The organism is Microbacterium pygmaeum, from assembly GCF_900100885.1.
Lineage (GTDB): Bacteria > Actinomycetota > Actinomycetes > Actinomycetales > Microbacteriaceae > Microbacterium > Microbacterium pygmaeum.
The window spans coordinates 20,729-46,321 of sequence record NZ_LT629692.1 but is presented as its reverse complement, the minus strand read 5'-3'; the positions used below and the strand labels follow the sequence as shown (position 1 = coordinate 46,321).

At 68.1% G+C, this 25,593-nt stretch carries 32 protein-coding genes; 29 read left to right on the top strand and 3 right to left on the bottom strand.

Annotated elements, in window-relative coordinates; genetic code table 11:
* Positions 1 to 13: 13 nt before the first annotated feature.
* From rplV to BLT19_RS00125, 26 genes are all read left to right on the top strand, one after another.
* A complete protein-coding gene (gene rplV / locus BLT19_RS00250) occupies positions 14 to 412 on the top strand; it encodes a 50S ribosomal protein L22 (RefSeq protein ID WP_091484829.1) in 399 nt (132 codons plus the stop codon).
* Positions 412 to 1,173 (top strand): 30S ribosomal protein S3, encoded by a 762-nt coding sequence (gene rpsC / locus BLT19_RS00245; RefSeq protein ID WP_091484826.1) that lies wholly within the window; start codon positions 412 to 414, stop codon positions 1,171 to 1,173. Before rplV ends, rpsC begins: the two co-directional genes overlap by 1 nt.
* The gene (gene rplP, locus BLT19_RS00240) at positions 1,173 to 1,592 is read left to right on the top strand and encodes a 50S ribosomal protein L16 (protein ID WP_091484823.1); all 420 of its coding nucleotides are present in this window, start codon (positions 1,173 to 1,175) and stop codon (positions 1,590 to 1,592) included. Before rpsC ends, rplP begins: the two co-directional genes overlap by 1 nt.
* Positions 1,592 to 1,906, top strand: a complete 315-nt coding sequence (gene rpmC, locus BLT19_RS18065; protein ID WP_091484821.1) for a 50S ribosomal protein L29 — start codon at positions 1,592 to 1,594, stop codon at positions 1,904 to 1,906. The genes rplP and rpmC overlap by 1 nt, the downstream gene beginning before the upstream one ends.
* A gap of 110 nt (positions 1,907 to 2,016) precedes the next feature.
* A complete protein-coding gene (gene rpsQ, locus BLT19_RS00230) occupies positions 2,017 to 2,319 on the top strand; it encodes a 30S ribosomal protein S17 (protein ID WP_091492975.1) in 303 nt (100 codons plus the stop codon).
* A gap of 33 nt (positions 2,320 to 2,352) precedes the next feature.
* Positions 2,353 to 2,721: a 50S ribosomal protein L14 gene (gene rplN, locus BLT19_RS00225; protein WP_050722502.1), complete on the top strand. Its 369-nt coding sequence runs from the start codon at positions 2,353 to 2,355 to the stop codon at positions 2,719 to 2,721.
* 2 nt (positions 2,722 to 2,723) lie between these two features.
* A complete protein-coding gene (gene rplX, locus BLT19_RS00220) occupies positions 2,724 to 3,083 on the top strand; it encodes a 50S ribosomal protein L24 (RefSeq protein ID WP_091484818.1) in 360 nt (119 codons plus the stop codon).
* A 1-nt stretch (position 3,084) separates the two neighbouring features.
* Positions 3,085 to 3,699, top strand: coding sequence for a 50S ribosomal protein L5 (gene rplE / locus BLT19_RS00215; protein WP_091484816.1), 615 nt, complete (start codon positions 3,085 to 3,087; stop codon positions 3,697 to 3,699).
* A gap of 67 nt (positions 3,700 to 3,766) precedes the next feature.
* Positions 3,767 to 4,165 (top strand): 30S ribosomal protein S8, encoded by a 399-nt coding sequence (gene rpsH, locus BLT19_RS00210; protein ID WP_091484813.1) that lies wholly within the window; start codon positions 3,767 to 3,769, stop codon positions 4,163 to 4,165.
* A gap of 6 nt (positions 4,166 to 4,171) precedes the next feature.
* Complete coding sequence (rplF, locus tag BLT19_RS00205; protein ID WP_091484810.1) at positions 4,172 to 4,708, top strand: 50S ribosomal protein L6; 537 nt, start codon at positions 4,172 to 4,174, stop codon at positions 4,706 to 4,708.
* 2 nt (positions 4,709 to 4,710) lie between these two features.
* The gene (gene rplR, locus BLT19_RS00200) at positions 4,711 to 5,070 is read left to right on the top strand and encodes a 50S ribosomal protein L18 (RefSeq protein ID WP_091484807.1); all 360 of its coding nucleotides are present in this window, start codon (positions 4,711 to 4,713) and stop codon (positions 5,068 to 5,070) included.
* Positions 5,067 to 5,780: a 30S ribosomal protein S5 gene (gene rpsE / locus BLT19_RS00195; RefSeq protein ID WP_407939800.1), complete on the top strand. Its 714-nt coding sequence runs from the start codon at positions 5,067 to 5,069 to the stop codon at positions 5,778 to 5,780. Before rplR ends, rpsE begins: the two co-directional genes overlap by 4 nt.
* Positions 5,780 to 5,965, top strand: a complete 186-nt coding sequence (gene rpmD, locus BLT19_RS00190) for a 50S ribosomal protein L30 (RefSeq protein ID WP_091484804.1) — start codon at positions 5,780 to 5,782, stop codon at positions 5,963 to 5,965. The genes rpsE and rpmD overlap by 1 nt, the downstream gene beginning before the upstream one ends.
* The gene (gene rplO, locus BLT19_RS00185; RefSeq protein WP_091484801.1) at positions 5,965 to 6,528 is read left to right on the top strand and encodes a 50S ribosomal protein L15; all 564 of its coding nucleotides are present in this window, start codon (positions 5,965 to 5,967) and stop codon (positions 6,526 to 6,528) included. The genes rpmD and rplO overlap by 1 nt, the downstream gene beginning before the upstream one ends.
* Before the next feature lie 98 nt (positions 6,529 to 6,626).
* Entirely contained in the window at positions 6,627 to 7,949 is a 1,323-nt protein-coding gene (gene secY, locus BLT19_RS00180) for a preprotein translocase subunit SecY (protein ID WP_091484798.1), read from the top strand.
* Positions 7,946 to 8,539: an adenylate kinase gene (locus BLT19_RS00175; RefSeq protein ID WP_091484795.1), complete on the top strand. Its 594-nt coding sequence runs from the start codon at positions 7,946 to 7,948 to the stop codon at positions 8,537 to 8,539. Before secY ends, BLT19_RS00175 begins: the two co-directional genes overlap by 4 nt.
* Positions 8,540 to 8,569: 30 nt before the next feature.
* On the top strand, positions 8,570 to 9,403 hold the full coding sequence (map, locus tag BLT19_RS00170) for a type I methionyl aminopeptidase (RefSeq protein ID WP_172825563.1): 834 nt from the start codon (positions 8,570 to 8,572) through the stop codon (positions 9,401 to 9,403).
* A gap of 27 nt (positions 9,404 to 9,430) precedes the next feature.
* Positions 9,431 to 10,114, top strand: a complete 684-nt coding sequence (locus BLT19_RS00165; protein ID WP_091484789.1) for a DsbA family protein — start codon at positions 9,431 to 9,433, stop codon at positions 10,112 to 10,114.
* 255 nt (positions 10,115 to 10,369) lie between these two features.
* On the top strand, positions 10,370 to 11,344 hold the full coding sequence (locus tag BLT19_RS00160; RefSeq protein ID WP_157681717.1) for a hypothetical protein: 975 nt from the start codon (positions 10,370 to 10,372) through the stop codon (positions 11,342 to 11,344).
* 474 nt (positions 11,345 to 11,818) lie between these two features.
* Complete coding sequence (infA, locus tag BLT19_RS00155) at positions 11,819 to 12,040, top strand: translation initiation factor IF-1 (RefSeq protein WP_017201569.1); 222 nt, start codon at positions 11,819 to 11,821, stop codon at positions 12,038 to 12,040.
* A gap of 64 nt (positions 12,041 to 12,104) precedes the next feature.
* Positions 12,105 to 12,221 carry a 50S ribosomal protein L36 gene (rpmJ, locus tag BLT19_RS00150; protein WP_056224002.1) on the top strand — a complete coding sequence of 39 codons (117 nt, stop codon included), beginning with the start codon at positions 12,105 to 12,107 and terminating at the stop codon, positions 12,219 to 12,221.
* A 204-nt stretch (positions 12,222 to 12,425) separates the two neighbouring features.
* A complete protein-coding gene (gene rpsM, locus BLT19_RS00145) occupies positions 12,426 to 12,800 on the top strand; it encodes a 30S ribosomal protein S13 (RefSeq protein ID WP_091484783.1) in 375 nt (124 codons plus the stop codon).
* Positions 12,801 to 12,823: 23 nt separating this feature from the next.
* Positions 12,824 to 13,222 carry a 30S ribosomal protein S11 gene (gene rpsK / locus BLT19_RS00140; RefSeq protein ID WP_091484780.1) on the top strand — a complete coding sequence of 133 codons (399 nt, stop codon included), beginning with the start codon at positions 12,824 to 12,826 and terminating at the stop codon, positions 13,220 to 13,222.
* Between the two features lie 190 nt (positions 13,223 to 13,412).
* Positions 13,413 to 14,402 carry a DNA-directed RNA polymerase subunit alpha gene (locus tag BLT19_RS00135; protein WP_091484777.1) on the top strand — a complete coding sequence of 330 codons (990 nt, stop codon included), beginning with the start codon at positions 13,413 to 13,415 and terminating at the stop codon, positions 14,400 to 14,402.
* Between the two features lie 37 nt (positions 14,403 to 14,439).
* Positions 14,440 to 15,012 carry a 50S ribosomal protein L17 gene (rplQ, locus tag BLT19_RS00130; RefSeq protein ID WP_091484774.1) on the top strand — a complete coding sequence of 191 codons (573 nt, stop codon included), beginning with the start codon at positions 14,440 to 14,442 and terminating at the stop codon, positions 15,010 to 15,012.
* A 137-nt stretch (positions 15,013 to 15,149) separates the two neighbouring features.
* Positions 15,150 to 16,130, top strand: coding sequence for a GNAT family N-acetyltransferase (locus tag BLT19_RS00125; protein ID WP_091484771.1), 981 nt, complete (start codon positions 15,150 to 15,152; stop codon positions 16,128 to 16,130).
* 27 nt (positions 16,131 to 16,157) lie between these two features.
* Here the strand turns inward: BLT19_RS00125 and BLT19_RS00120 are convergent, their stop codons facing one another.
* Complete coding sequence (locus tag BLT19_RS00120) at positions 16,158 to 18,131, bottom strand: acyltransferase family protein (RefSeq protein WP_091484768.1); 1,974 nt, start codon at positions 18,129 to 18,131, stop codon at positions 16,158 to 16,160.
* A 200-nt stretch (positions 18,132 to 18,331) separates the two neighbouring features.
* Here BLT19_RS00120 and BLT19_RS00115 point away from each other — a divergent pair, with 200 nt between their 5' ends.
* Positions 18,332 to 20,512, top strand: a complete 2,181-nt coding sequence (locus tag BLT19_RS00115) for an adenylate/guanylate cyclase domain-containing protein (protein WP_091484766.1) — start codon at positions 18,332 to 18,334, stop codon at positions 20,510 to 20,512.
* Complete coding sequence (locus BLT19_RS00110; protein ID WP_091484763.1) at positions 20,512 to 21,939, top strand: mechanosensitive ion channel domain-containing protein; 1,428 nt, start codon at positions 20,512 to 20,514, stop codon at positions 21,937 to 21,939. Before BLT19_RS00115 ends, BLT19_RS00110 begins: the two co-directional genes overlap by 1 nt.
* 171 nt (positions 21,940 to 22,110) lie before the next feature.
* Here the strand turns inward: BLT19_RS00110 and BLT19_RS00105 are convergent, their stop codons facing one another.
* Positions 22,111 to 23,073, bottom strand: a complete 963-nt coding sequence (locus tag BLT19_RS00105) for an antibiotic biosynthesis monooxygenase (RefSeq protein WP_091484761.1) — start codon at positions 23,071 to 23,073, stop codon at positions 22,111 to 22,113.
* A gap of 2 nt (positions 23,074 to 23,075) precedes the next feature.
* Positions 23,076 to 24,458, bottom strand: a complete 1,383-nt coding sequence (gene guaD / locus BLT19_RS00100) for a guanine deaminase (RefSeq protein WP_231917906.1) — start codon at positions 24,456 to 24,458, stop codon at positions 23,076 to 23,078.
* A gap of 219 nt (positions 24,459 to 24,677) precedes the next feature.
* Here guaD and truA point away from each other — a divergent pair, with 219 nt between their 5' ends.
* Positions 24,678 to 25,511: a tRNA pseudouridine(38-40) synthase TruA gene (gene truA, locus BLT19_RS00095; protein ID WP_091484757.1), complete on the top strand. Its 834-nt coding sequence runs from the start codon at positions 24,678 to 24,680 to the stop codon at positions 25,509 to 25,511.
* Positions 25,512 to 25,593: the final 82 nt, after the last annotated feature.

Genomic DNA, 25,593 nt, shown 5'->3' with positions numbered 1-25,593 from the left:
AGAGGAGAGAGAAATGGTGGAGTCCATCGCACGAGTGCGACACATCCGCGTGACCCCTCAGAAGGCTCGTCGTGTCGTCGCTCTCATCAAGGGGAAGCCGGCCCTCGAGGCCCTGGCGATCCTGAAGTTCGCGCCGCAGAGCGCGAGTGAGCCCATCTACAAGCTCGTCGCCGCCGGTATCGCGAACGCTCGCGTCACCGCCGACAAGACGAACGAGTACCTGGATGATGCCGACCTGTACGTGGCCAACGCGTACGTGGACGAGGGCACGACGCTGAAGCGTTTCCGCCCCCGCGCCCAGGGTCGCGCATTCCAGATCAAGAAGCGCACGAGCCACATCACGGTCGTGCTCGCAACGCCTGAGGTGGCCGAGGCCGCCCCCGCAGCCAAGACCAAGAAGGCGAGCAAGTAATGGGCCAGAAGGTAAACCCGTACGGCTTCCGCCTCGGCATCACCACCGACCACGTGTCGCGTTGGTTCTCCGACTCGACGAAGCCCGGACAGCGCTACGCCGACTACGTGGCCGAGGACATCAAGATCCGCAAGCTGCTCCAGAAGAACCTGGACCGCGCAGGCGTGAGCAACATCGAGATCGAGCGCACTCGTGACCGCGTCCGCGTCGACATCCACACCGCCCGCCCGGGCATCGTGATCGGTCGTCGCGGAGCCGAGGCCGAGCGCATCCGCACCGACCTCGAGAAGCTCACCGGCAAGCAGATCCAGCTGAACATCCTCGAGGTCAAGAACCCCGAGGCCGACGCTCAGCTGGTCGCCCAGGGCATCGCCGAGCAGCTCTCGGCGCGCGTGGCCTTCCGCCGCGCGATGCGCAAGGGTCTGCAGGGCGCGCAGCGCGCCGGCGCCAAGGGTGTCCGCATCCAGGTCTCGGGCCGTCTCGGCGGCGCCGAGATGAGCCGGTCGGAGTTCTACCGCGAAGGCCGTGTGCCCCTGCACACCCTGCGCGCGAACATCGACTACGGCTTCTACGAGGCCAAGACCACCTTCGGCCGCATCGGCGTGAAGGTCTGGATCTACAAGGGCGATCTCACCAACAAGGAGCTCGCACGCGAGCAGGCCAATGCGCCGAAGGCACCCCGTGGTCGCGATGACCGCGGTGGCGACCGTCGTCGTGGCCCGCGCAGCGAGGACCCCGTCGCAGAAGGAGCGTCTGCCTGATGCTTATTCCCCGCAAGGTCAAGTACCGCAAGCAGCACCACCCCGGCCGCTCGGGCCAGGCCACCGGTGGCACCACGGTGTCGTTCGGTGAGTTCGGCATCCAGGCGCTCACCCCCGCTTACGTGACCAACCGTCAGATCGAGTCCGCTCGTATCGCGATGACCCGTCACATCAAGCGTGGTGGAAAGGTGTGGATCAACATCTACCCCGACCGTCCGCTGACCAAGAAGCCCGCCGAGACCCGCATGGGTTCCGGTAAGGGTTCGCCCGAGTGGTGGGTCGCGAACGTCAAGCCGGGCCGCGTCCTGTTCGAGGTGGCCGGAGTCGATGAGACTCTCGCCCGCGAGGCGCTGACCCGTGCAATTCACAAGCTGCCCCTGAAGGCACGCATCATCAAGCGCGAGGAGGGCGACGCGTAATGGCGATCGGCACCAAGCAGCTCGCCCCGAGCGAGCTCGATACGTTCGAAGACCAGCGCCTCGTCGAGGAGCTGCGCAAGGCCAAGGAAGAGCTGTTCAACCTGCGCTTCCAGTCGGCCACCGGCCAGCTCGAGAGCCACGGCCGCATCCGTGCGGTCAAGCGCGACATCGCGCGGCTCTACACCGTGATCCGTGAGCGGGAGCTCGGCATCCGTGCCACCCCCGCCCCCGTCGAGGTCGCGACGAAGGCGAAGAAGACGAAAGCCAAGAAAGCGGATGCCGCTGACGAGGCCGGAAAGGAAGAGGCCGAGTAATGGCTGAGACCACCGACAAGAAGCCCGCCGCGCCGAAGAAGGCTGCCGCCCCGAAGAAGGCCGCTGCGCCCAAGGCCTCCAAGGCCGAGGTCGTGGAGACCGTCGAGGCCGTGGATCCCAAGGGGCACGAGTCCTCCGCACATGACGTGCGCGACGCCGACGCCCGTGGATACCGCAAGTCCCGCCGCGGCTACGTGACCAGCGACAAGATGGACAAGACCATCGTCGTCGAGGTCGAAGACCGCGTGAAGCACCCGCTTTACGGCAAGGTCATCCGCCGGACGTCCAAGGTCAAGGCGCACGACGAGAGCAACTCCGCCGGCATCGGCGACCTCGTCCTCATCAACGAGACCCGCCCGCTCAGCGCCACCAAGCGCTGGCGTCTGGTCGAGATCCTCGAGAAGGCCAAGTAGGCCCCGGCCTGCTTGGAACCCAAGGAGTAACAAGTGATTCAGCAGGAATCCCGCCTCAAGGTCGCCGACAACACCGGTGCGAAGGAGCTGCTCACCATCCGTGTGCTGGGCGGCTCGAAGCGCCGCTACGCGGGACTGGGTGACACCATCGTCGCAACGGTCAAGGACGCGATCCCGGGCGGCAACGTCAAGAAGGGCGATGTGGTCAAGGCCGTCATCGTCCGCACCGTCAAGTCCACGCGCCGTCCCGACGGCTCGTACATCAAGTTCGACGAGAACGCCGCCGTCATCCTGAAGAACGACGGGGAGCCCCGCGGCACCCGCATCTTCGGACCGGTCGGTCGTGAGCTTCGCGACAAGAAGTTCATGAAGATCGTCTCGTTGGCGCCGGAGGTCATTTAGTCATGGCGAAGATCAAGAAGGGTGACCTGGTTCAGGTCATCTCGGGCGCAAAGCCCGAGCGTGGCGGCGACCGCGGCAAGCAGGGCAAGGTCCTCGAGATCCTGACCGAGCAGAACCGCGTCATCGTCGAAGGCGTGAACTACGTCACCAAGCACAACCGCGTGGGCCAGACCCAGCGCGGCACCAAGACGGGCGGCATCGAGACCTTCGAGGCTCCCATCCACATCTCCAACGTCGCACTCGTCGACCCCTCGACCAAGAAGCCGACCCGCGTCGGTCACCGCGTCGAGGAGCAGACCAAGGACGGCGTGAAGCGCACCGTCCGCGTGCGCTTCGCGAAGAAGTCAGGCAAGGACCTCTGATATGACAGACACCACTGCCGCGGTGGCTGGCCCGGCGGCCGAAGGCTCGCTCACGGCATCTCAGCCCCGCCTGAAGCAGAAGTACAACGACGAGATCAAAAAGGCGCTGCTGGAGGAATTCGGCTACGTCAACGTGAACCAGATCCCGCGTCTGGTCAAGGTCGTCGTCAACACCGGTGTCGGTGAAGCCGCTCGCGACAGCAAGGTGATCGATGGTGCGGTCGACGACCTCACCAAGATCACCGGCCAGAAGCCGATCGTCACCAAGGCACGCAAGTCGATCGCGCAGTTCAAGCTGCGCGAGGGCCAGCCCATCGGCGCGCACGTCACCCTTCGTGGCGACCGCGCGTGGGAGTTCCTGGACCGCCTCGTCTCGCTCGCACTGCCCCGCATCCGCGACTTCCGCGGTCTGTCGGGCAAGCAGTTCGACGGCACCGGCAACTACACGTTCGGTCTGCAAGAGCAGTCGGTCTTCCACGAGATCGACCAGGACCGCATCGATCGCGTCCGCGGTTTCGACATCACCGTCGTCACCACGGCCAAGACCGATGCAGAGGGCCGCGCGCTGCTGAAGGCCATCGGCTTCCCGTTCCGCAACGAGGACGCTCAGGCGTAATACCCACCACCACAGGTCGGCGGGCTCGAAAAGCCCGTCGAAACCTGGTGAACAAAGGAAACACCACATGACAATGACAGACCCGGTCGCAGACATGCTGACCCGTCTGCGCAACGCGAACTCGGCGCACCACGACTCCGTGTCGCTGCCGAGCTCCAAGCTCAAGACCAACATCGCCCAGATCCTCAAGCAGGAGGGCTACATCGCCTCCTGGAACGTCGAGGATGCCCGCGTCGGTCAGACCCTCACGCTCGAGCTGAAGTACGGCCCGAACCGCGAGCGTTCGATCGCCGGCATCAAGCGCGTCTCCAAGCCCGGTCTTCGCGTCTACGCGAAGTCCTCCGAGATCCCCACGGTTCTCGGTGGCCTCGGCGTCGCCATCCTGTCCACCTCGTCCGGCCTCCTCACGGACCGCCAGGCAGAGCAGAAGGGCGTGGGTGGGGAAGTCCTCGCCTACGTGTGGTGACCTGACATGTCGCGTATTGGACGTCTTCCCATCGACATCCCCGCCGGCGTGACCATCACGGTCGACGGCCAGGATGTCGCGGTCAAGGGCCCGAAGGGCGAGCTGTCTCTGACGGTCTCGAACCCCATCGAGGTTCAGGTCGAGGAGAACCAGGTCCTGGTCAGCCGCCCCGACGACGAGCGCGAGTCGCGTTCGCTGCACGGACTGACCCGCACCCTGATCAACAACAACATCATCGGCGTCACCCAGGGCTACACCAAGGGCCTCGAGGTCGTCGGCACCGGTTACCGCGTCGCGCAGAAGGGCGGCTCGATCGAGTTCGCCCTCGGCTTCTCGCACCCCGTGCTCGTGGAGCCGCCCGCCGGCATCACGTTCACGGTCGAAGGCAACAACAAGGTGACCGTGGCCGGCATCGACAAGCAGGCCGTCGGTGAGGCTGCCGCGAACATCCGCAAGATCCGCAAGCCCGAGCCCTACAAGGGCAAGGGTGTGCGGTACGCCGGCGAGGTCGTGCGGCGCAAGGCCGGAAAGGCTGGTAAGTAACCATGGCTGTGAAGTCGAAGTCAGACGCGCGTGCGCGTCGCCACACCCGCCTTCGCAAGAAGGTCGTGGGCACCGAGTCGCGTCCGCGGCTGGTCGTGACCCGGTCCGCCCGTCACGTCTTCGTCCAGGTGGTCGACGACGCGAAGGGGCACACCCTGGCATCCGCGTCCACCCTCGAAACGGATCTGCGTTCGTTCGACGGTGACAAGACCGCCAAGGCTCGCAAGGTCGGCGAGCTCGTCGCCGAGCGTGCCAAGGCTGCCGGTGTCGAGGATGTCGTGTTCGACCGCGGCGGGAACCGCTACGCCGGACGCGTCGCGGCGATCGCCGACGGCGCCCGCGAAGGAGGTTTGAACCTGTGAGCGATGCAGCAACCAACAACAACGGGGAGACCGTAGTGGCAGTCGATGCCGAGCAGACCGCGCCCGCCGAGGCGACGGCTGCGACCGAGGCGCCCGCCGAGCGCGAGCGCGAGCCGCGCCGCGGTGGCCGCGAGCGCAACGCCAACCAGCGCGACCGTGGTTCGCGTGATGCCGACAAGAGCCAGTTCCTGGAGCGCGTCGTCACCATCAACCGCGTCTCGAAGGTCGTCAAGGGCGGTCGTCGCTTCAGCTTCACGGCCCTGGTGGTCGTCGGAGACGGAAACGGCGTCGTAGGCGTGGGTTACGGAAAGGCTCGCGAGGTTCCCCTCGCGATCTCGAAGGGTGTCGAAGAGGCCAAGCGCAACTTCTTCCGCGTTCCCCGCGTCGGCGTGACCATCCCCCACCCTGTCCAGGGTGAGGCCGCCGCCGGTGTGGTGCTCCTGCGCCCCGCCGCCGCCGGTACCGGTGTCATCGCCGGTGGACCCGTCCGCGCCGTGCTCGAGTGCGCCGGTATCCACGACGTCCTGTCGAAGTCGCTCGGTTCGTCGAACACGATCAACATCGTGCACGCGACCGTCGCCGCCCTGAAGCAGCTCGAGGAGCCCCGTGCGGTCGCCGCACGCCGCGGTCTCGAGTTCGACCAGGTCGCGCCGGCTCGTCTCGTGCGTGCGGAGGCCGACGCCGCCGCTGCTGCGAAGGTAGGTGCCTGATGGCCGCGCGTCTCAAGGTCACACAGATCAAGTCCAAGGTGAGCGAGAAGCAGAACCAGCGTGACACGCTGCGCAGCCTCGGTCTGAAGCGGATCAACGACTCGGTCGTTCGTCCCGACGACGCGCAGACGCGCGGCTACGTCAAGACCGTCGCCCACCTCGTGAAGGTTGAGGAGATCGACTAATGGCCGACAAGGCTGAGAAGGCGACCGAAGAGGTCACCGAGAAGAAGGCTTCGCCCAAGAAGGCGACGGCCAAGAAGGCGGCGCCGAAGGCCGACAAGCCGAAGGCGGATGCTCCGGCATCCCGTCCCGGTGTGCTCAAGGTCCACCACCTCCGTCCGGTCCCGGGTTCGCACACCGCGAAGACCCGCGTCGGTCGTGGTGAGGGCTCGAAGGGCAAGACGGCCGGTCGCGGCACCAAGGGCCAGAAGGCCCGCTACCAGGTCAAGGCAGGCTTCGAGGGCGGGCAGATGCCCCTCCACATGCGCACTCCCAAGCTGCGCGGGTTCAAGAACCCGTTCCGCGTGGAGTACCAGGTGGTCAACCTCGACAAGCTCGCCGAGCTGTACCCCGCAGGCGGAGAGGTCACCATCGGCGACCTCGTCGCCAAGGGTGCGGTGCGCAAGAACGAGAAGGTCAAGGTGCTCGGCACCGGCGACATCGACGTGAAGCTCACCGTGGCGGTCGACAAGGTCTCGGGTTCTGCCGAGCAGAAGATCGTCGCCGCAGGCGGATCCGTCAAGTAGTTCACCCAGCAGGGGCCGGAGCATGCTCCGGCCCCTGCTGAGTTACCCTGGGAGTTGATGCGCCCCGTGCGCATCGGCACCCCTCTGGAGGCATCCTCTTGTTCAGCGCCATCGCGCGGGTCTTCCGTACACCCGACCTTCGTCGGAAGATCGCATTCACTCTGGCGATCATCGCCATCTACCGCTTCGGTGCGCACATCCCCGCGCCGTTCGTCGACTTCCCCAACGTGCAGGAGTGCCTGCGGCAGTCCGCCGGCACCGAGGGTCTGCTCTCACTCGTCAACCTGTTCTCAGGCGGCGCGCTCCTGCAGCTGTCGATCTTCGCACTCGGCGTCATGCCGTACATCACGGCGACGATCATCGTGCAGCTGCTGCGTGTGGTCATCCCGCACTTCGAGACTCTCTATAAAGAGGGCCAGTCGGGCCAGTCGCGTCTGACGCAGTACACCCGCTATCTCACGATCGCGCTGGCGCTCCTGCAGTCCACGACCCTGGTCACGGTGGCGCGCAGCGGTCAGCTGTTCGGCACCACCGGCGTCCCGGAGTGCGAGCAGCTGCTCACCAACGACGTGTGGTGGGCCCAGCTGCTCATGATCATCACGATGACCGCCGGTACCGGCCTCATCATGTGGTTCGCCGAGCTGGTCACCGAGCGCGGTATCGGCAACGGGATGTCGATCCTGATCTTCACCTCCATCGCTGCGGCCTTCCCCGCCTCGATGTGGGCGATCTGGCAGTCGCGCGGCTTCGAGGTCTTCCTCCTCGTCTTGGCGGTCGGGATCCTGGTGGTCGCGTTGGTGGTGTTCGTCGAGCAGTCGCAGCGGCGCATCCCGGTGCAGTATGCCAAGCGCATGGTCGGTCGCCGCACCTACGGCGGCACCAACACGTACATCCCGATCAAGGTGAACATGGCCGGCGTCGTGCCCGTCATCTTCGCGTCTTCGCTGCTGTACATCCCCGCGCTGATCGCGCAGTTCAACCAGCCGCAGGCAGGCCAGCAGGTCCAGCCCTGGGTGGCGTGGATCGCGCAGTACCTCACCACCGGTGACAGCCCGCTGTACATGCTGGTGTACTTCCTGCTCATCGTCGGCTTCACGTACTTCTACGTCGCGATCACGTTCAACCCGGTCGAGGTCGCCGACAACATGAAGAAGTACGGCGGCTTCATCCCCGGCATCCGCGCCGGTCGCCCGACGGCGGAGTACCTCGACTACGTGCTGACCCGCATCACCCTGCCCGGCTCGATGTACCTCGGCTTCATCGCCCTGCTGCCGCTGATCGCCCTGGCCGCGGTCGGCGCCAATCAGAACTTCCCGTTCGGCGGCGCCTCGATCCTGATCATCGTCGGCGTCGGCCTCGAGACCGTCAAGCAGATCGACGCGCAGCTCCAGCAGCGCCACTACGAAGGACTCCTGCGATGACCGCACGCTTTCTCATCGTCGGGCCGCAGGGCTCCGGCAAGGGGACCCAGGGCATTCGGATCGCGGAAGCGTTCGGAATCCCGGCGATCTCCACAGGCGACATGTTCCGCGCGGCGATCGCCGGCGGTACGGACCTCGGCACGCAGGTCTCCGCGATCATCGAGGCGGGCGACCTCGTCCCGGACGAGCTGACCAGCGCGGTCGTGCGGGAGCGGCTCTCCCAGCCGGATGCCGCGGAGGGGTTCCTCCTCGACGGCTACCCGCGCAACGTCGGTCAGGTCCGCGACCTCGACGCGTTCCTCGAGGGCCGCGATGAAGAGCTGGACGCCGTCATCGAGCTGAGCGTGCCGCGCGATGAGAGCATTGCGCGGCTCACGCTGCGCGCACAGGAGCAGGGCCGCACGGACGACACCGAAGAGGTGATCGCCAACCGTCTCGCGATCTACGAGCGCGAGACCGCGCCGATCCTCGGCGTCTACGGCACGCGCGACCTGGTCGTGGAGGTCGACGGCACCGGATCGCTCGACGAGGTCACCGATCGCATCGTCAGCGCACTGCGCGAGCGCGGTCTCGGCCGCGCCGCGGCGTGACCTGCGCTCCCACGCCGTGAACCGGGTTCTGTGATGCTGCGCCGTTCGATCTACAAGTCGCCGGCTCAGCTGCGGTCGATGGTCGAGCCCGGGCTGATCACGGCCGCGATGCTCGACGCGGTGCGCGCAATGATCCAGCCGGGTGTCACCACCCTGGAGCTGGATGCCGCAGCATCCGCAGTCCTCGATCAGCGCGGCGCGAAGTCCAACTTCCAGATGGTCCGCGGATACCGCCACACCATCTGCGCCTCGGTCAACGAACAGGTCGTGCACGGGATCCCCTCGCATCGCCCGCTCGAGCCGGGTGACATCCTCTCGATCGACGCGGGTGCCGAGTACCAGGGCTGGAACGGCGACTCGGCGTTCACCGTCGTGCTGCCCGACCCGGCGCGGCCGGTGCTGGTCGCCGCGCGCACCCGCCTGTCCGAGATCACCGAGGGATCTCTGTGGGCCGGCATCGCCGCGTTCGCGACGGCATCGCACATCGGCGAGATCGGTGTCGCGGTGGAGCGTTACGTCGAGGCATCCGGCGAGGGATACGGCATCCTGCGCGACTACGTCGGGCACGGCATCGGACGCAAGATGCACGAGTCGCCGTCGGTGTTCAACTACCGCGTGCAGGATCCGGGCGCCGAGGTGCGCCCGGGCCTGGTGCTGGCCATCGAGCCGATGGTCGTCGGCGGCGATCAGGCGACCTTCGTCGAAGACGACGACTGGACGGTCTCCACACTCGACGGCACAGCAGGCTCACATTGGGAACATAGCGTCGCCGTGCATGATGGCGGTATCTGGGTGCTCACGGCACCCGATGGTGGGGCCGCCGGCCTCGCGCCCTTCGGCGTGACGCCCACGCCCGTTCAGTAGATGCTTCTCAGCAGGTGAGGAATTGTGATGGCTGCGACTGCCCGCAAGGTTAATTGGTTCGCGATCTGGGTGAGCGCGGCCGTTGTGGTCGCGCTCGTGCTGGTCACAGTGCTGGTCGTCGCGATGAACAACTCCACGGACGACCCCGGTCCGGCGCCGCAGGGCGCGACCATCAACACCGAGACCGGAGCGATCGCCGTCGGCGAGGGCACCGGGACGATGGACACCTACATCGACTTCATGTGCCCGATCTGCAACCAGTTCGAGCAGATCTACGGCGAGGCCATTTCGGGGCTCGTCGATGACGGCACGATCACGCTGAACATCCACCCGATCTCGATCCTGGACCGCGCCTCGCAGGGCACCGAGTACTCCACGCGCGCCGCGAATGCGATGTACTGCGTGGCTGCAGCGGACGGGACCGCCGCCCTGCCGTTCATGCAGGCGATGTTCGCCAATCAGCCCGCGGAGGGAACGGCAGGGCTCACGAACGAGCAGATCCTGGCGGTCGCCGCGGGTGTCGGGGTGACCGGCATCGATTCGTGCGTGAACGACGGCGAGTACTCGAAGTACGTCACGGCGATGACCGATCAGACTCCGATCGCGCCGGGCGCGACGGGCATCGGCACGCCGACGATCGCGATCAACGGCGAGACCATCGCGACCTCGACGCTGCCCGACCCGGCGGACCTGGGCTCGCTCTTCCAGTAGGCGCGCTGCGGCGCCTGGCGCCGCGCGCCGCATCCGCTCGCCCTCCCGCCGAGCCGCGATGCTTCGTGCGACCCGGGGTGTGTCGAGCGCGCGGAACGTCGCGGCTCGCACCAGTCGTATCGGCTGGGCGAGCACGCCGGGCGGTCGAGCTCGGCATGCGGGTTCCTCCCCAGAGTCCACGTGTCGCGGATCGTGCACAGACGCGACGCTCGGGAGGTGAATCGAGGGGACGGCGGCGGATGCTGGGGCATGCGCATGACCGCAGATCTGACCGATCTGATCTCACGGGGTGAACTCGACGCCCGGGGTCTCTCGAGTCGCGCCATCGCTGCGTCGGTGCGCGCGGGACGCCTGCACAAGCTCCACAGCGGGTGGTACATCGACGGCGAAACGTGGCGCGCAGCGCACGTCGAACAGCGTCACCGGTACCGCGTCCTGGCGGCATACGCGCGAAGCCGCGATGGAGTCGGGGTCGCCTCGCTCGTCTCGGCGGCCGTGATGTGGGATCTGCCGCTGTTCCGGATCACGCCGCGCCGCGTGCATCAGAGCGGGTCCACCCTCGACGGTCACGTGAGCACCGGCGATGTCGCCCGTCACGAGGTCGATGTGTCCGAGGGGGAGCGGGTGCTGATCGACGGCATCCCGACAACGTCGCTGGCACGGACAGTCGCCGACATGAGCCGGCTCGCGACACCGGAAGCCGGGCTGTCGATCGCGGATGCTGCGCTCCGACGCGTCGCGTGGGATCCGGCGACGCGGACGTACGATCACGTCGCCGCCGAGGAACTGCGCGAGGCCGTCCGCGCATCGATGGAACGAGTGCGTGGCGCGCGTGGCGTCAGACGTGGCCGGAGGATCGTCGCGCTCGCGGACGGCCGCGCACAGCTTCCGGGGGAGAGTGTCAGCCGGCTCTACCTGCTCGAGCTCGGTTTCGCGCCGCCGCGCCTCCAAGTGCCCATCCCAGACCCCGTCGGGGGCTGGTACTTCGTGGACTTCGGCCTGGACGACGTGAACTCGTGGGGGGAGTTCGACGGCGTCGGGAAGTATCTGGACGCCCGGATGCGAGGTGGCGTCGACCTCGAGCGCACGCTCCTCGCCGAGAAAGCGCGCGAGGACTGGATCCGCGGAACGACGAATCGCAAGTTCCCGAGGTGGGGGATGCCTGCGCTCGACAGCGCGCGCACCCTCGGCATCCGCCTCGCGCACTTCCACGTCGTTCCGCCGCGCTGAAGCGCGCCGCATGACCCTGGGCGCCCCGCGGCGCTGACGCGCGCTGCATGACCCTGGGCGCCCCACGGCGCTGACGCGCGCACGTCGTCCCACGGCGCTGACGCGCGCTCCGTGACCCTGCGCCCGACCGCGCGTTTCTCTGGTCACTTTCCCGAGCCGATCGATTCCGTGCGAGCCGGGGTGTGTCGTGTACACGAAACAGCACGGCTCGCACAGTACGTCGCGGCTCGGCGAAATGGTGGGGAGGAGGCGGGGCGGGGTGGGGGGCGGCGGGGCGGGGCGCTCAGCGACGGGGCGAAGCGGATGCCGCGACCCGCCGAAATCGCCGAACCCCGGCGCGGCGACCGCGGTTTGCCGACCCACAGGTTAAGGCGTATGCTTGATCTTTGGTGCGTTGCGCCTCATCGGCGTGTCCACGCACCACAATCCCACCCAAACCGCAGACCGACCGGTCTGCCCAGCGTTAGCGAGTGTATGGCGAAGAAAGACGGTGTCATCGAGATCGAGGGCGTGATCTCCGAGGCGCTTCCCAACGCGATGTTCCGCGTTGAGTTGAGCAACGGACACAAGGTCCTCGCCACGATCTCGGGCAAGATGCGGCAGAACTACATCCGCATCATCCCGGAGGACCGCGTCGTCGTGGAGCTCAGCCCCTACGACCTCACGCGCGGCCGGATCGTCTACCGCTACCGCTAGACCGGTCGAGAAGTAACACCCCAGGCTCCGGCCTGCCCGGTGAAGACAGCGAACAGGAAACATCATGAAGGTAAACCCCAGCGTCAAGCCGATCTGCGATCACTGCAAGGTGATCCGCCGCCACGGCGTCGTCATGGTCATCTGCAAGTCCAACCCGCGCCACAAGCAGCGCCAGGGTTGAGCCGCGGCGAGGCCGCGTTGATGCGCCGGTGCCTCAAGATCGAGTAGGCGCGCCAGCGCCGCATCGAGATCTCAACGCAGCACGCACGTACAACTGAACACATCACAGGCAGTCTCAGAACCTCGCGAGAGGGGACACCCCGGGTCGGAGGCCCGGGCACCGATTCTGCTCCATACCTCCACTCACTCCATAGGAGAGAACCGCATGGCACGTCTTGCCGGCGTTGACATCCCGCGCGATAAGCGCGTGGTGATCGCCCTTACCTACATCTACGGCGTAGGCCCCACCCGTTCGAAGGCGATCCTCGCCGCGACGGACATCGATCAGAGCATCCGCGTCAAGGACCTGACCGACGACCAGCTGATCGCGCTCCGCGACAACATCGAAGGCAACTACAAGGTGGAGGGTGACCTCCGTCGCGAGGTCGCCGCCGACATCCGCCGCAAGGTCGAGATCGGCTCATACGAGGGCATCCGCCACCGCCGCGGCCTGCCCGTGCGCGGCCAGCGCACGAAGACAAACGCCCGCACGCGCAAGGGTCCCAAGCGCACCGTCGCCGGCAAGAAGAAGGCGCGCTAGGGCGCGGCTAGGAGAACACGAACATGGCTGCACCCAAGACCGCTGCGCGGAAGCCCCGTCGCAAGGAAAAGAAGAACATCGCGCTGGGCCAGGCCCACATCAAGTCGACGTTCAACAACACGATCGTCTCGATCACCGACCCGGCCGGCGCCGTCATCAGCTGGGCCTCGTCCGGTGGAGTGGGCTTCAAGGGCTCGCGCAAGTCGACCCCGTACGCCGCCGGTATGGCCGCCGAGTCCGCTGCGCGCCAGGCGCAGGAGCACGGCGTCAAGAAGGTCGACGTCTTCGTGAAGGGTCCCGGCTCCGGCCGCGAGACCGCGATCCGCTCGCTCCAGGCCGCAGGCCTCGAGGTCGGCTCGATCAACGATGTGACGCCGCAGGCGCACAACGGCTGCCGTCCCCCCAAGCGTCGTCGCGTCTGACGCGACGGCTGCGCAGCGGCCTGCTCGAGCCCGTTTCGGTTATCGAGCAGGCCGTGTCGCGGCCGGTCCGACACGACACTGAACATCGGATGCCGCGGCGCTCGCGCCCCCGGCATCCTCGAGAACAACTCAACACCTCATCCACACCGCACGTGTCATATAGCGGGCACGTGATTGAAAGGAACACATAGTGCTCATCGCACAGCGTCCCACTCTGACCGAGGAGAAGATCGGCGAGTTCCGGAGCCGCTTCATCATCGAGCCCCTGGAGCCCGGCTTCGGTTACACGATCGGCAACGCGCTGCGTCGCAGCCTGCTCTCGTCGATCCCCGGCGCGGCCGTCACCAGCATCCGCCTGGACGGCGTCCAGCACGAGTTCAGCACGATCCCCGGTGTCAAGGAAGATGTCACCGAGATCATCCTGAACATCAAGCAGCTCGTCGTCTCGAGCGAGCGCGACGAGCCCATCACCGCGTACCTGCGCAAGACGGGTGCGGGCGAGGTCACCGCCGCTGACATCTCGGCTCCGGCCGGTGTCGAGGTCCACAACCCCGAGCTGGTCATCGCGACCCTGAACGACACCGCGAAGTTCGAGCTCGAGCTCACGATCGAGCGTGGCCGCGGCTACGTGTCGGCCACGCAGAACCGCAACGAGTACGCCGAGTCGGGTCAGATCCCCATCGACTCGATCTACTCGCCGGTCCTCAAGGTCAGCTACCGCGTCGACGCCACCCGTGCCGGGGAGCGCACCGACTTCGACAAGCTGGTCCTGGACGTCGAGTCCAAGGCATCCATCGCCCCGCGCGACGCCGTTGCGTCGGCCGGCCGCACCCTGACCGAGCTGTTCGGTCTGGCGCGCGAGCTGAACGTCGAGGCCGAGGGCATCGAGATCGGCCCCGCGCCGGTCGAGACAGTCCTCTCCAACGAGCTGTCGATGCCGATCGAAGACCTCGATCTGTCGGTCCGTTCGTACAACTGCCTCAAGCGTGAGGGCATCAACACGGTCAGCGAGCTCGTCGCCCTCTCGGAGACGCAGCTCATGAACATCCGCAACTTCGGTCAGAAGTCGGTCGACGAGGTGCGCGACAAGCTCATCTCGCTCGGACTGTCGCTCAAGGACTCGGTTCCCGGGTTCGACGGCGCGCACTTCTACGGCGGCTACGACGACGAGACCGTCTGAGTTCCGGCCACCCGAATCTGATCTGGAGTAACTGAGAATGCCTAAGCCCACCAAGGGTCCCCGCCTCGGAGGCGGCCCCGCCCACGAGCGCCTGCTGCTTGCGAACCTCGCCGCTGCGCTGTTCACGCACAAGTCGATCAAGACGACCGAGACCAAGGCCAAGCGCCTGCGTCCGCTCGCCGAGCGCCTGGTCACCTTCGCCAAGCGCGGCGACCTGCACGCCCGTCGCCGGGTGCTGTCGGTCATCGGCGACAAGACCGTCGTGCACGAGCTGTTCACCGAGATCGCGCCGCTGGTCGCCGACCGTGAGGGCGGCTACACCCGCATCACGAAGATCGGCAACCGCAAGGGCGACAACGCCCCCATGGCCGTGATCGAGCTCGTTCTCGAGCCCGTGAACCCGAAGCCGAAGTCGGCCAAGAAGACGGCGAAGGCGGATGCCGCCACCGCCGCTCCGGTCGAGGACGCGCCCGTCGAGGAGACCGAGGAGGCGCCCGTCGAGGACGCCGCCGCGGACGCCGGCGCCGAGTCGGCGGAGGAGGGCGCGGCCGCCGAGGCTGCGGCCGAGGACGCCGTGGTCACCGAGGACGAGACGGCCGCCAAGGCCTGATCGCTTCGACCCGCTGTTCGCGAGACCCGCGTGCCCTTCGGGGCCCGCGGGTCTCGCTGCGTTCGCGGGCTCGCGAGGGCTCACGCGGGCTGAACGCGGGCGCACGAGGGCTCACACGGACGGGTACGCTGGCGGGCGTGAATGAGGAGCGCGGCGCAGCTGCTGAACTGATCTGGCGCCCGGCGACGGCGGACGACATCGACGCGATGCACGCCTCGCTCGCGGCATCCGATCGGGTCGATCATCCGACCTGGGTCACGCCCCGCGACGAGATCGCCGACATCTTCGAGCTCTCGCACGTGGATCCGGAGCGCGACCTGCTGCTGGCGCTCGCCCCCGACGGGACCGTCGTCGCCCAGGGCTGGGCCTTCCTGCACCCGTCGCACGACGCCGAGCTGCACGCCTACCTGCAGGGCGCGGTGCATCCGCACTGGCGGCGCCGCGGAATCGGCACGCGGCTGATCGAGTGGCTGTACACACGCGCGCGCGAACTGATCACCGAGACCGGATCCAGCGCGGATGCCGCGGTCTACCAGTACGTCGACGACGGCAACATCGGGGCGGTGATCCTCGGCGAGCGACTCGGCCTGCAGACCGAGCGCTGGTTCACCTCGATGCAGCGCGATCTCGCCGAGCTCGTAGACGCGCCCCTCGACGTCGACGGCGTCGAGTTCGTGCCGTACTGCGCCGAACGCGCATCCGATGCGCTGGCCGCTCGAAACGACGCGTTCCGCGACCACTGGGGCTCGCTGCCGAGCACGCCGGAGCGCTGGGCGCAGTTCGTCGGCGGCGCGTTCCTGCGGCCTGACCTGTCGACGCTGGCGCTGCGCGACGGGCGCATCGTCGCATTCTGCCTGGCCTCGGTCAACGAAGAGGACTGGGTCGCGCTCGGCGCCTCGAACACCTACATCGACTTGATCGGCGTCGTGCGGGATCAGCGCGGCCTGCGCCTGGCCCCGGCCGTCATCGCCCGCACGCTCCGGGCAGCCAAGGACGCCGGTCTCGAGGCCGCCGTCCTCGACGTCGACACCGCGAGTCCGACCGGCGCGCACACGCTCTACGAGCGGCTCGGGTTCCACCCGACGCAGCGGCAGCAGGTACTGGTGCGCAGGTTCTGACCGCACTCCTGCGCGACTCTGATCGCACTACTCCGCGACGCGGACCTCGGAATGGTGCAGCCGCCGGAACGCGCGCATCTCCACCTCGTAGGCGCGCAGCGCGCGGTCCAGCTCGGCGCGCTCGACGGCGTCCGCCACAGCGTCCGCGAACAGCCGCCCGCCGGCATCGCCGGGGTGGATCTGATCGCCCGCGAGAAGATCCTCGTGGCCGGCGATGGTGCCGGCCCAGTCGGCGACCGCGACACCCGGGTGCGAGGCGGCGAAGGCCGCGATGTCGGCGTTGACGCCGGGGATCCAGTCGCGCGGCGCGAAGGCGTTCACCAGGATCAGGTGGCGGTCGGGCCCCGTGATCGCGGCCATCTGCTCCATCGCGCCCGCATCCAGCGGCCCGTTCGTGCCGAGGGCCAGGACGACGTAGGGACGCAGCTGCCCGCTGTCGGCGAGCGACTGCAGGATGCCGGGGCCCGCCCAGCTCGACCGTGACACCGCGGCATCCACCGAGATTCCGGGAAGCTTCTCGAAGAGACCGGGGGTGGAGGCGAGCATCACCGAGTCGCCGACCGCGGTGATCTCGTCGCCGGAGACCGGTGTCGGGGATGGCATCGGACGCGGGTTCTCGACCTCGACGCCGGGACCGGCCGCAGACTCCGAGCCCTCTGCCGGCGGTTCCGCGTCGGCGGCCCTCGCCGGAGGCGAGGGCTGCTCGGCCAGCGCCTCGAGCCCGCTCTGCACCGCCGCCTGACCCGAGGACACGTCGGGAGCCGCGGCGATCGCGGCCGAGGTGCCACCCAGCAGCACGACGACCGCTGCAACGCCGCCGATCGCCCGCACCCGCGCACCGGGGGTGCCCAGCAATCGCCGGTACACGCGTGCGGCCGAACCGCGGAACCCGTAGCGGCGGACCGGCGTTTCCACGAACCGGTACGAGAGCTCGGCGGCGATCACCGTGAGCCCGAGCGCGAGCCACCCGATCTCAGTCGGCACACCGGCATCCGGACCCGTCTGGCGGATGCCGGCCACCAGCAGCACCAGCAGCGGCCAATGCCAGAGGTAGATCCCGTAGGAGCGGTCGCCGACCCAGCGCAGCGGCTGCGCGTCGATCGCGCGGCCGAAGGCCGAGCCGGGCCAGACACCCGCGGTGATGGCGACGGCCGTGAGGACGCTGGCCGCCAGCACGACGCCGGGGAAGGAGATCGCAGTGTCGGTCGGCGGGAGCAGGGCGAGTGCGCCGATGCCCACCAGCGCCGAGGTGCCGATGATGCCGGTGACGGTCCGGACGCGTCCGGAGGCGACGCCCTCCCCGGCTGCGCGCGCCATGGTTGCGTGACCGAGGACGCCCTGCAGACCGAATGCGAGGGCGATGCCGATCAGGATGCCGAAGGCGTGCGTGTCCGTTCCGAAGTAGGCGCGGGTGAGGTCGGTGCCGGACGAGACGAGCGCGCCCATCCACGCGGCTGACGCGAGCGCCAGCATCCCCGCAGCGGCCGCCCTGCCCCATGCCCGCGGCACCAGGAGGAACAGCGGCAGCACCAGCGGCCAGACGACGTAGAACTGCTCCTCGACGGCCAGCGACCAGAAGTTGCGGAACAGTTCGGGAGTCGCGGCGGCGAAGTACCCGCCCCCGCCGGCGATCGAGACCCAGTTGTAGCTGAAGGTCGCCGCTCCCAGCACCTGATCGCCGAGGCGCACGAGCACGTCTCCGCCGATCAGCCAGGCCGCCGTGGCGCAGACGGTGACGACGATCGCCAGGGCCGGAAGCAGCCGACGGGCGCGGCGCTGCCAGAAGGCGCCGAGCGCGATCCGGCCGGTCGTCCCATGCTCGCGCAGAAGCAGCGTGGTGATGAGGAATCCGCTGATCACGAAGAAGACGTCGACGCCCAGGAAGCCGCCGCGCACCCAGGATCCGGGGAAGAGGTGGAAGACGACGACGAGGGCGACGGCGAGCGCGCGCATGCCGTCGAGACCCGCGAAACGGGCCGGAGAGGGGTGTGGAGGTGTCATGACAATCCGTGGGGAGGCGACGTGCCAGTCTAAGCGGGCCGCGACCGGGACACACCGACGCGCCCGCCTCCGCGCGCGATCGTGTCGCGTTGCGAACGCGTCACGTATCAGGACCGCAGCACACGGCCTCTATACCCGGTGGAACATGCACCGCTAGTCTGAGCCCACTCTCAGAGGCGAGAGCTGGGGAAGAGCGCAGGATGTCGGGATCGAACGGGTCGGTCGCGGGGCCCACCGAATGGGTGGGCACGCCGCGCGCTCGCCGGCGCGCGGGCCTGTCCATCTACTCGATCCTGCTGATCATGCTCCTGTCGGTCAGCGTGCTCTCCAGCATCGTGGTCGGCATCATCGGGTACGTCAACGGGACGCAGGCGCTGCGCACGATCGCGTACGAGAAGCTCGTCGAGATCCGCGAGAACCGCGCGCGCGAGGTGACCCAGCTGTTCGCGACGATCGAGAACGCGGTCCGGCTCGGCGCGATGAACGACACGAGTCGCCAGGCGATCCAGGACTTCACGGCGGGCTTCGATCAGCTGCAGGGGCAGGAGGTGGATGCCGCGGCATCCGCTGCCCTTTCCACCTACTACACCGACACCTTCGCGGCCGACCTGTCGGAGGCGACCGGGCAGGACGTGGACGGTGCGGAGTTCACGCCGAGGGATGCCGCGGAGCAATACCTCCAGTACCACTACGTGATCCCCTTCGACACATGGAAGGAGGCGATCACCGTCGATGATGCCGGCGACGGCAGCGCGTGGTCGGCGGCGCACGCGAAGTACCACGAGTACTTCCGCGCGATGACCGAGCTCCAGGATTTCGAAGACGTGCTGATGATCGACGCCGACGGCGACGTCGTCTACAGCGCGTTCAAGGGCGTCGATCTCGGCACGAACCTGCTGGAGGGCCCGTACCGGCTCTCCAACCTCTCGGATGCGTACCGCGAGGCGATGAGCAGCAACATCGTGGGCGAGGTGGTGCTGGCCGATTTCGATGCGTACAGCCCGAGCCTGGGCAACCCCGCCGGCTGGGCGGTCACCCCGATCGCGGTGGATGGGCAGGTCGCCGGCGCGCTCGCGATCGAGCTGCCGATCGACCGCATCAACGAGGTCATGACCGTCGGCGGCGACTGGGCGCTGAACGGCCTCGGCAACACAGGGGAGACCTACCTCGTCGGCCGGGACGGGCTGATGCGCTCGATCTCGCGGACGCTTCGCGAGGATCCAGCGGCGTACGAGAAGGAGTCGGTGGCGGCGGGTCTGTCTCCGGCGGCGGCCGCGCTCAGCGTGCACAACGACAACACGCTGCTGCAGCAGATCGTCGACGGCGCGGCGGTCACGCGCGCGTTCGCGGGGGATGCCGGAACCATGCTCGAGCGCGACTACCTGGGCCGCGAGAGTCTCACCGCGTTCGCGCCGCTCGATGTCGACGGGCTGAACTGGGCGATCGTCGCGCAGGAGACCTCGGGCGAGGCGCTGGTGCCGGTGGATGACTTCACGCGCAACCTGATCCTCTCCACCGCGGGAATGATCATCTTCGTGTGCCTGCTCTCCCTCGTGCTCGCGCAGGTGTTCGTGCGGCCGCTGCGGCGCCTGAAGACCGCGGCCCGCCGGATCGCCGAGGGCGACGAGGGCGTGCAGGTCGACGCGGGCTCCAGTGATGAGCTTGCCGACGTGGCCACGGCGTTCAACGACATGAGCCGCAGCCTGCAGGTCAAATCCAGCCTGATCGCCGAGCAGGAGCGGGCGAACGAGCAGCTGATCCTCTCGTTCATGCCCGAGGGCATGGCCGATCGCTACAAGCACGGCGATGAGGCGATCACCCAGGACAACGAAGACGTCACCGTGATCTTCGCCGACATCGTCGGGTTCGAGGAGCTCGCCCTGACGATGAGCTCGGAGGAGGCAGTGGCCAAGCTCAACGACCTGATCCGCACCTTCGACGAGGCCGCGGAGCGGTACGGCGTCGAGCGGGTGCGCACCACGCGGCAGAGCTACCTCGCCAGCTGCGGGCTGGGCACGCCGCGCGTGGACAACGCGCGTCGGGCTGTGGAGTTCGCGATGGAGCTCTCCGCGATCCTGGAGCGCTACTCGGCGCAGCAGGGGATCGAGCTGGGCCTGCGTGCGGGGCTGGATTCCGGGCAGGTCACGAGCGGACTCATCGGCCGCGCGCGGGTCGTGTACGACATGTGGGGGGATGCCGTGAACCTCGCGTTCCGCGTGCAGGGCGATTCGGATGCCCCGGGCATCTACGTCACGCAGCGGGTCGCGGACCGCATCCCGGACACCATTCCGATCATCCCGGCGGGCGAGGTCACGACCCAGAACGGCAACCAGCGCGTGTGGCGCATCGAGACCGTCGTCGCGGTGACCGAGGGCACCTGATGGACATCGTCTCGCAGCCCTGGTTCTGGCCCGCCGTCATCGTCTCGGTCGGCCTGCCGCTCGTGCTCATCGGCCTGACCGAGATGCACAACGCGATGGCCCGGCGCGGATCGCGCGCGGCGCCGATCGTGCTGATGATCCGCAACTACCTGGTGCCGGTCGCCGGCATCCTGGTGCTGATCAGCCAGCCGGGCGCGTGGGAGGGCGAAGGCACCTGGCCCAAGGTCGTCACGACGGTGTTCGGCCTGCTGGTGATCCTGGTGACGATCAACGCGATCAACCACCTGGTGTTCCACCGGGCGGAGAAGGGGTCGTGGCGCGACCGGTTCCCGACGATCTTCAGCGACCTGATCCGGTTCGTGTTCATCCTCGTGGGCATCGCGCTCCTGTTCTGGTGGGTGTGGGGCGCCGATGTCGCCGGTATCTTCGCCGCCCTCGGGGTCACCTCGATCGTGGTGGGCCTCGCGCTGCAGAACGCGGTCGGATCCATCGTCTCGGGCCTCTTCCTCATCTTCGAGTCGCCGTTCCAGCTCGGAGACTGGATCGAGACCGGCGAGACCACGGGGCAGATCATCGAGGTGAACTGGCGCGCCGTGCACCTGGACACCGGCAACGGGATCGTCGTGATGCCCACCGCCGAGCTGGCCGAGGGCAAGTTCACGAACCTCTCCCGCAGTCCCACCCCGTTCGCGGTCACCCGCGACTTCGCCTTCGCCACCGACGACCCGCCGGCGCGGGTGCGGGCGCTCCTGGTGGACGTCGCCCGCGACATCCCACTGATCTCCGCCGACAGCGAACCGAGCGTGGCGACCCTGTCGGGGGCGAACTACAGCGTCGCGATCCCCCTGCAGTCACCCGGGGATGCGGGCGCCGTCATCGACGCGTTCTCGACCCGGCTCTGGTACGCCGCCCGGCGGGTCGACCTGCACCTGGACAACGACCTCACCGACGACTGGAACACCCCGGCGCGCCTGCAGGATGCGCTGCACCAGATCGCACCGATCCTGAGTTTGCGCGGAGCCGACGCCGAAGCGCTGGCCGCCGCGGCCCGCCTCGAGCGCTACTGCCAGGGTGAGGTGCTGCTGCGGCCCGGCATGGTGCCGACGGCGACCCGGTACATCCTGTCCGGCCGGGTGATCCTCGGGGTGCCGACCGAGACCGCGTTCATCCAGGTCACCGAGCTCGGCCGGCATGATGCGGTCGGGCTCACGGCACTCACGCGCACGCAGACGATCTCGCGGGCGGTCGCCCTGACCGAGCTCGAGGTGATCGCGATCCCCGTGCAGCTGCTGGATGACGTCGTTCGCGCGCACCCGGTGCTGGCGCGCGAGATCGTGCGCGAGAACGAGAACCGGGTGCGCCTGGCGCGGTCGGCGCTCGCCGCTGCCGGCGAGGATCTCGTGTCGGGGCGCAACGTCTTCGGGTGAGCCGCGCCGGCCGTCCTCGGGGTGGCCCGCCGTGCCGAGCCGCGTCGTCTTGTGCGACCTGAGGCGATTCGGGTACGCGGAATGTATCGGTTCGCACGCGATCTCTCGGCTCGCCGCGAGTGCGTGTGAGCGCGCGGCGCCGCTGGCGCGGCGCGCGCGGCAGCGCGCGGCTCAGGCCACCAGCGACAGCAGCCAGGCGTAGCACGCCATCGAGGCCGCATAGACGACGAGCAGGATGCCGAAGCCGAGCACCTGCGCACGCCAGCCGGGCTTGGGGGCCAGCCACCACGCGAAGCGCTTGAACACCCACGGCATCACGAACCAGCCCAGCAACTGGGTGCTCACGAAGTTGCCGACGAACAGCGACAACCAGAACGGGATCGCGTGCGGACCTTCGAACAGCGGCGTGCTGACGAAGTACCCCCACCCGAAGACGATCGGGTACAGGGCCATGAGCACGAGCAGGTTGTTCTTCATGACCGACTCGCGCACCGTCTCGGCGCGGGCGTTCCAGAACCCGAAGCCCACGCTCGTCTTCTTCACGGTGAGGTCGGCGTTGAAGCGCCCGCCTTCGCCCAGCAGGCGCGCGCGTTCGTCCGACTCGATCCAGGTGGACAGGTTCTCGTCGGTGTCGAAGGTGACCAGCACGACCCACTGCGGCTGGATGCCGGCCACCGGACGCTGCACCCGGTGCCCGCGGAACCCGCGGAACCGTGCCTCGGCCTCGGAGATGCGCGCCTGCCAGGACAGGAACTCGTCCTCCAGCGCGTCGGGCACCGTCGAGGTGAGGATCACCGAGACCCCGTCATCGGCGTGCGTCGGGTCCTCGCGGAACATCGCGATGTCCTCGTCGATGATCTCGAGCTCGTCGATCTGCGCGTGGCTCGCGTGCCTGGCAGGGCTGGCCAGCCACGAGCGGGCAGCCGCGGCGTTGCTGAACCGCTGCACCAGCGTCCAATCAGCCCGCTCTTCGGATGGCGCGATGACGGTGCTGCCGAGGTATCCGGGCACCGCGGTCAGAGCCTTGCCGGAGGATTCCACCCAGCGCTGGAACGCGGCCGCGTCATGATCGGCGACCCGACGGTGCACGACCAGCGAGACGGGCGCGTCGTCGACGACGGCGAGGCTCTCCACGCTCAGTCCTTCTTGTAGAGGCGGACGCCGGCGACCCAGGTCTCGTCCACGTTGCGGTCGTCGCCGACCATCATGATGGAGAACAGCACGTGTGCGGCCTCCTCCATGGTCGTCGGGCCCGCCTCGTCGACGAACAGCGACTCGTGCCAGGGCATCGCGGTGGGGCCGGCGTTCCAGTCCAGGGCGACGAAGTCCGCCGCCTTCCCGACCTCGAAACTGCCGACCTCGTCATCGATGTACAGGCCTTCGGCGCCGCCGAGCGTCACCGACCAGAAGGCGCGGTACGGCGAGAGCTTGCTGCGCTCGGACTGCGCGAGGTCCTGCGTGATGCGGTTCGTGCTGCCGTCGAGGAGCGTGTTCCCCAGCATCCCGACCTTGTATGCCTCGTCGAGCACATTGATCATGCTGAAGCGGTTACCGCCGCCCATGTCGGTGCCGAACGACATCTTGACGCGACGGTCCGGGTCGGTCGCCTTGCCGAGCCGGAAGATCCCGCTGCCCAGGAACAGGTTCGAGCAGGGGCAGAAGACGACCGCGGCGCCGCTGTCGGACATCCGGCCGAACTCGTTGTCCGAGAGCCAGATCGCGTGACCGCCCGAGAACTTGGGTCCGACGAGGCCGTACTTCTCGTAGACGCCGAGGTAGTCGGTGCAGTCCGGGTGCGCGCGGAGCACGTTGGTGATCTCGAGCGGATTCTCCGAGATGTGTGTGTTGACCCACGCGTCCGGATGCTCCTGCTTGAGGCGCTGGCACGCGAGCAGCAGCTCGGGAGTGGCGCCCAGGGCGAACCGGGGAGTGATCGCATACCGGTTGCGCCCCTTGCCGTGGTACTTCTCGATCATGGCCTTGCTGTCCGCGTAGAACTGCTCAGGGGAGCTGGTCGAGGTCTCCGGCGCGAACTGGTCGATGCCGGTCACGCCGCCGATGACCAGCATGTTGCGGCGCGATGCGGCTTCGAAGAACTCCTCGGTGGCAACGGGCGAGGTCGTCGTGAACGCCTGCACCGTCGTCGTTCCGCCGGCGAGCACATTCTCGAAGAAGCGCTCCGAGCCCTCGCGCGCGTACGCGTGATCGCTGTAGCGCGCCTCCTCCGGGAATACGGTGTCGTTCAGCCATGGCAGCAGCTGCTGCCCGAAGGCACCGAGGACGCGCGTCTGCGGGACATGCACGTGACCGTCGATGAAACCGGGCGTGATGATCCGGTCGTCGATGACCGTGATCTCGAGGTCGGGATGATCGCCTGCGATGTCGGCGAACGGGCCGAACGCGACGATGATCCCGTCCTCGATGACGAGAAGCCCATCGGGGAGGAAGCGCGCGGCCTCCTGCTCGTTGCCGACGTGCTTCCACGGGTCGTCGGTGAAGTCGAAGAATTTTCCACGGATGCCGGAGAGAGAGATGGCGTGCCTTTCGAGACGGGCTGGACGGGTGACAGCTCGGAGCGATGATGGACGACGCGGGCGCTCCTTTGCGCATCCTGGCAGAGGCGGGTTTCCACTTCGTGTCGCGGCACATCAGACGGCGCGATGTGCGTGCTGCGTGGCGCGCAGGGCGCAAGCGCGGGTGGTACGGGTCGGAACCGTCGCGCTGGGTAGGCTGAGCGCGTGCGCATCCGGCTCGATATCGCCTACGACGGCACGCACTTCCGGGGCTGGGCCAAGCAGCCGGGGCTGCGCACCGTTCAGGGCACGCTGGAGGGTGCGATCGCCCGCGTCCTGGGCGGGGATCCCCGCCTCGTGGTGGCCGGCCGAACCGACTCCGGCGTGCACGCGAGCGGGCAAGTCGCCCACGTCGATCTCGACGAGGAGCAGCAGAAGCGCCTGAGCGGGCAGCGCAGGCGGCAGGATGATCCGGTCGCGGCGCTCGCCGCCCGCATCCGTGGCGTGGTCGGCGCCTACGCCGACGTCGACGTGACCCGTGCAGCGATCGCTCCCGAGGGATTCGATGCACGCTTCGCCGCGGTGTGGCGACGCTACGAGTACCGGATCGCCGACGGTGCGTACGACCCGATGGAACGGCACCGGACGACGACCGTGCGCGGTCCGCTGAACACCGAGGCGATGGATGCCGCGGCCCGGTCGCTCATCGGGTTGCACGACTTCGCCGCATACTGCAAGCCGCGCGAGGAGGGTACGACGATCCGCACGCTGCTGGAGTACGACTGGCGGCGCGACTCCGACGGCGTCCTCATCGCCAACGTCAAGGCCGATGCGTTCTGCCACAGCATGGTGCGCGCGCTCGTGGGCGCCTGCGTCGCGGTGGGCCAGGGGAGGCTCGATATCGCCGACCTCGCGACGATCCGCGACGGAGGCCTGCGCACCAGCGAGTTCACCGTCTTGGCCGCGCGCGGTCTGACGCTGACCCAGGTCGGCTACCCCGCCGACGAGCTGCTGGCGACCCGCGCCGAACAGACGCGCGGCCGGCGCACGCTGGACTGATCGGGGCGGCCGGGACGCGGCATCCCGTTCCTGAAAGGTTCTCCAGCGATTGTCAAGGCGCCACCACTGCGCAACCGGGCAG

What these genes read in the sequence shown, in the direction of transcription:
- rplP (WP_091484823.1), top strand. Translation starts at nt 1,173, where the DNA reads ATGCTTATTCCCCGCAAGGTCAAGTACCGCAAGCAGCACCACCCCGGC.
- rpsH (WP_091484813.1), top strand. Translation starts at nt 3,767, where the DNA reads ATGACAATGACAGACCCGGTCGCAGACATGCTGACCCGTCTGCGCAAC.
- BLT19_RS00160 (WP_157681717.1), top strand. Translation starts at nt 10,370, where the DNA reads ATGACCGCAGATCTGACCGATCTGATCTCACGGGGTGAACTCGACGCC.
- rplX (WP_091484818.1), top strand. Translation starts at nt 2,724, where the DNA reads ATGGCGAAGATCAAGAAGGGTGACCTGGTTCAGGTCATCTCGGGCGCA.
- BLT19_RS00110 (WP_091484763.1), top strand. Translation starts at nt 20,512, where the DNA reads ATGGACATCGTCTCGCAGCCCTGGTTCTGGCCCGCCGTCATCGTCTCG.
- rplE (WP_091484816.1), top strand. Translation starts at nt 3,085, where the DNA reads ATGACAGACACCACTGCCGCGGTGGCTGGCCCGGCGGCCGAAGGCTCG.
- BLT19_RS00115 (WP_091484766.1), top strand. Translation starts at nt 18,332, where the DNA reads ATGTCGGGATCGAACGGGTCGGTCGCGGGGCCCACCGAATGGGTGGGC.
- BLT19_RS00120 (WP_091484768.1), bottom strand. Translation starts at nt 18,131, where the DNA reads ATGACACCTCCACACCCCTCTCCGGCCCGTTTCGCGGGTCTCGACGGC.
- rpmD (WP_091484804.1), top strand. Translation starts at nt 5,780, where the DNA reads ATGGCCGCGCGTCTCAAGGTCACACAGATCAAGTCCAAGGTGAGCGAG.
- rpmC (WP_091484821.1), top strand. Translation starts at nt 1,592, where the DNA reads ATGGCGATCGGCACCAAGCAGCTCGCCCCGAGCGAGCTCGATACGTTC.
- rpmJ (WP_056224002.1), top strand. Translation starts at nt 12,105, where the DNA reads ATGAAGGTAAACCCCAGCGTCAAGCCGATCTGCGATCACTGCAAGGTG.
- BLT19_RS00175 (WP_091484795.1), top strand. Translation starts at nt 7,946, where the DNA reads ATGACCGCACGCTTTCTCATCGTCGGGCCGCAGGGCTCCGGCAAGGGG.
- rplV (WP_091484829.1), top strand. Translation starts at nt 14, where the DNA reads ATGGTGGAGTCCATCGCACGAGTGCGACACATCCGCGTGACCCCTCAG.
- rpsM (WP_091484783.1), top strand. Translation starts at nt 12,426, where the DNA reads ATGGCACGTCTTGCCGGCGTTGACATCCCGCGCGATAAGCGCGTGGTG.
- rplQ (WP_091484774.1), top strand. Translation starts at nt 14,440, where the DNA reads ATGCCTAAGCCCACCAAGGGTCCCCGCCTCGGAGGCGGCCCCGCCCAC.
- rpsK (WP_091484780.1), top strand. Translation starts at nt 12,824, where the DNA reads ATGGCTGCACCCAAGACCGCTGCGCGGAAGCCCCGTCGCAAGGAAAAG.
- rplR (WP_091484807.1), top strand. Translation starts at nt 4,711, where the DNA reads ATGGCTGTGAAGTCGAAGTCAGACGCGCGTGCGCGTCGCCACACCCGC.
- rplF (WP_091484810.1), top strand. Translation starts at nt 4,172, where the DNA reads ATGTCGCGTATTGGACGTCTTCCCATCGACATCCCCGCCGGCGTGACC.
- infA (WP_017201569.1), top strand. Translation starts at nt 11,819, where the DNA reads ATGGCGAAGAAAGACGGTGTCATCGAGATCGAGGGCGTGATCTCCGAG.
- rpsC (WP_091484826.1), top strand. Translation starts at nt 412, where the DNA reads ATGGGCCAGAAGGTAAACCCGTACGGCTTCCGCCTCGGCATCACCACC.
- rplO (WP_091484801.1), top strand. Translation starts at nt 5,965, where the DNA reads ATGGCCGACAAGGCTGAGAAGGCGACCGAAGAGGTCACCGAGAAGAAG.
- BLT19_RS00165 (WP_091484789.1), top strand. Translation starts at nt 9,431, where the DNA reads ATGGCTGCGACTGCCCGCAAGGTTAATTGGTTCGCGATCTGGGTGAGC.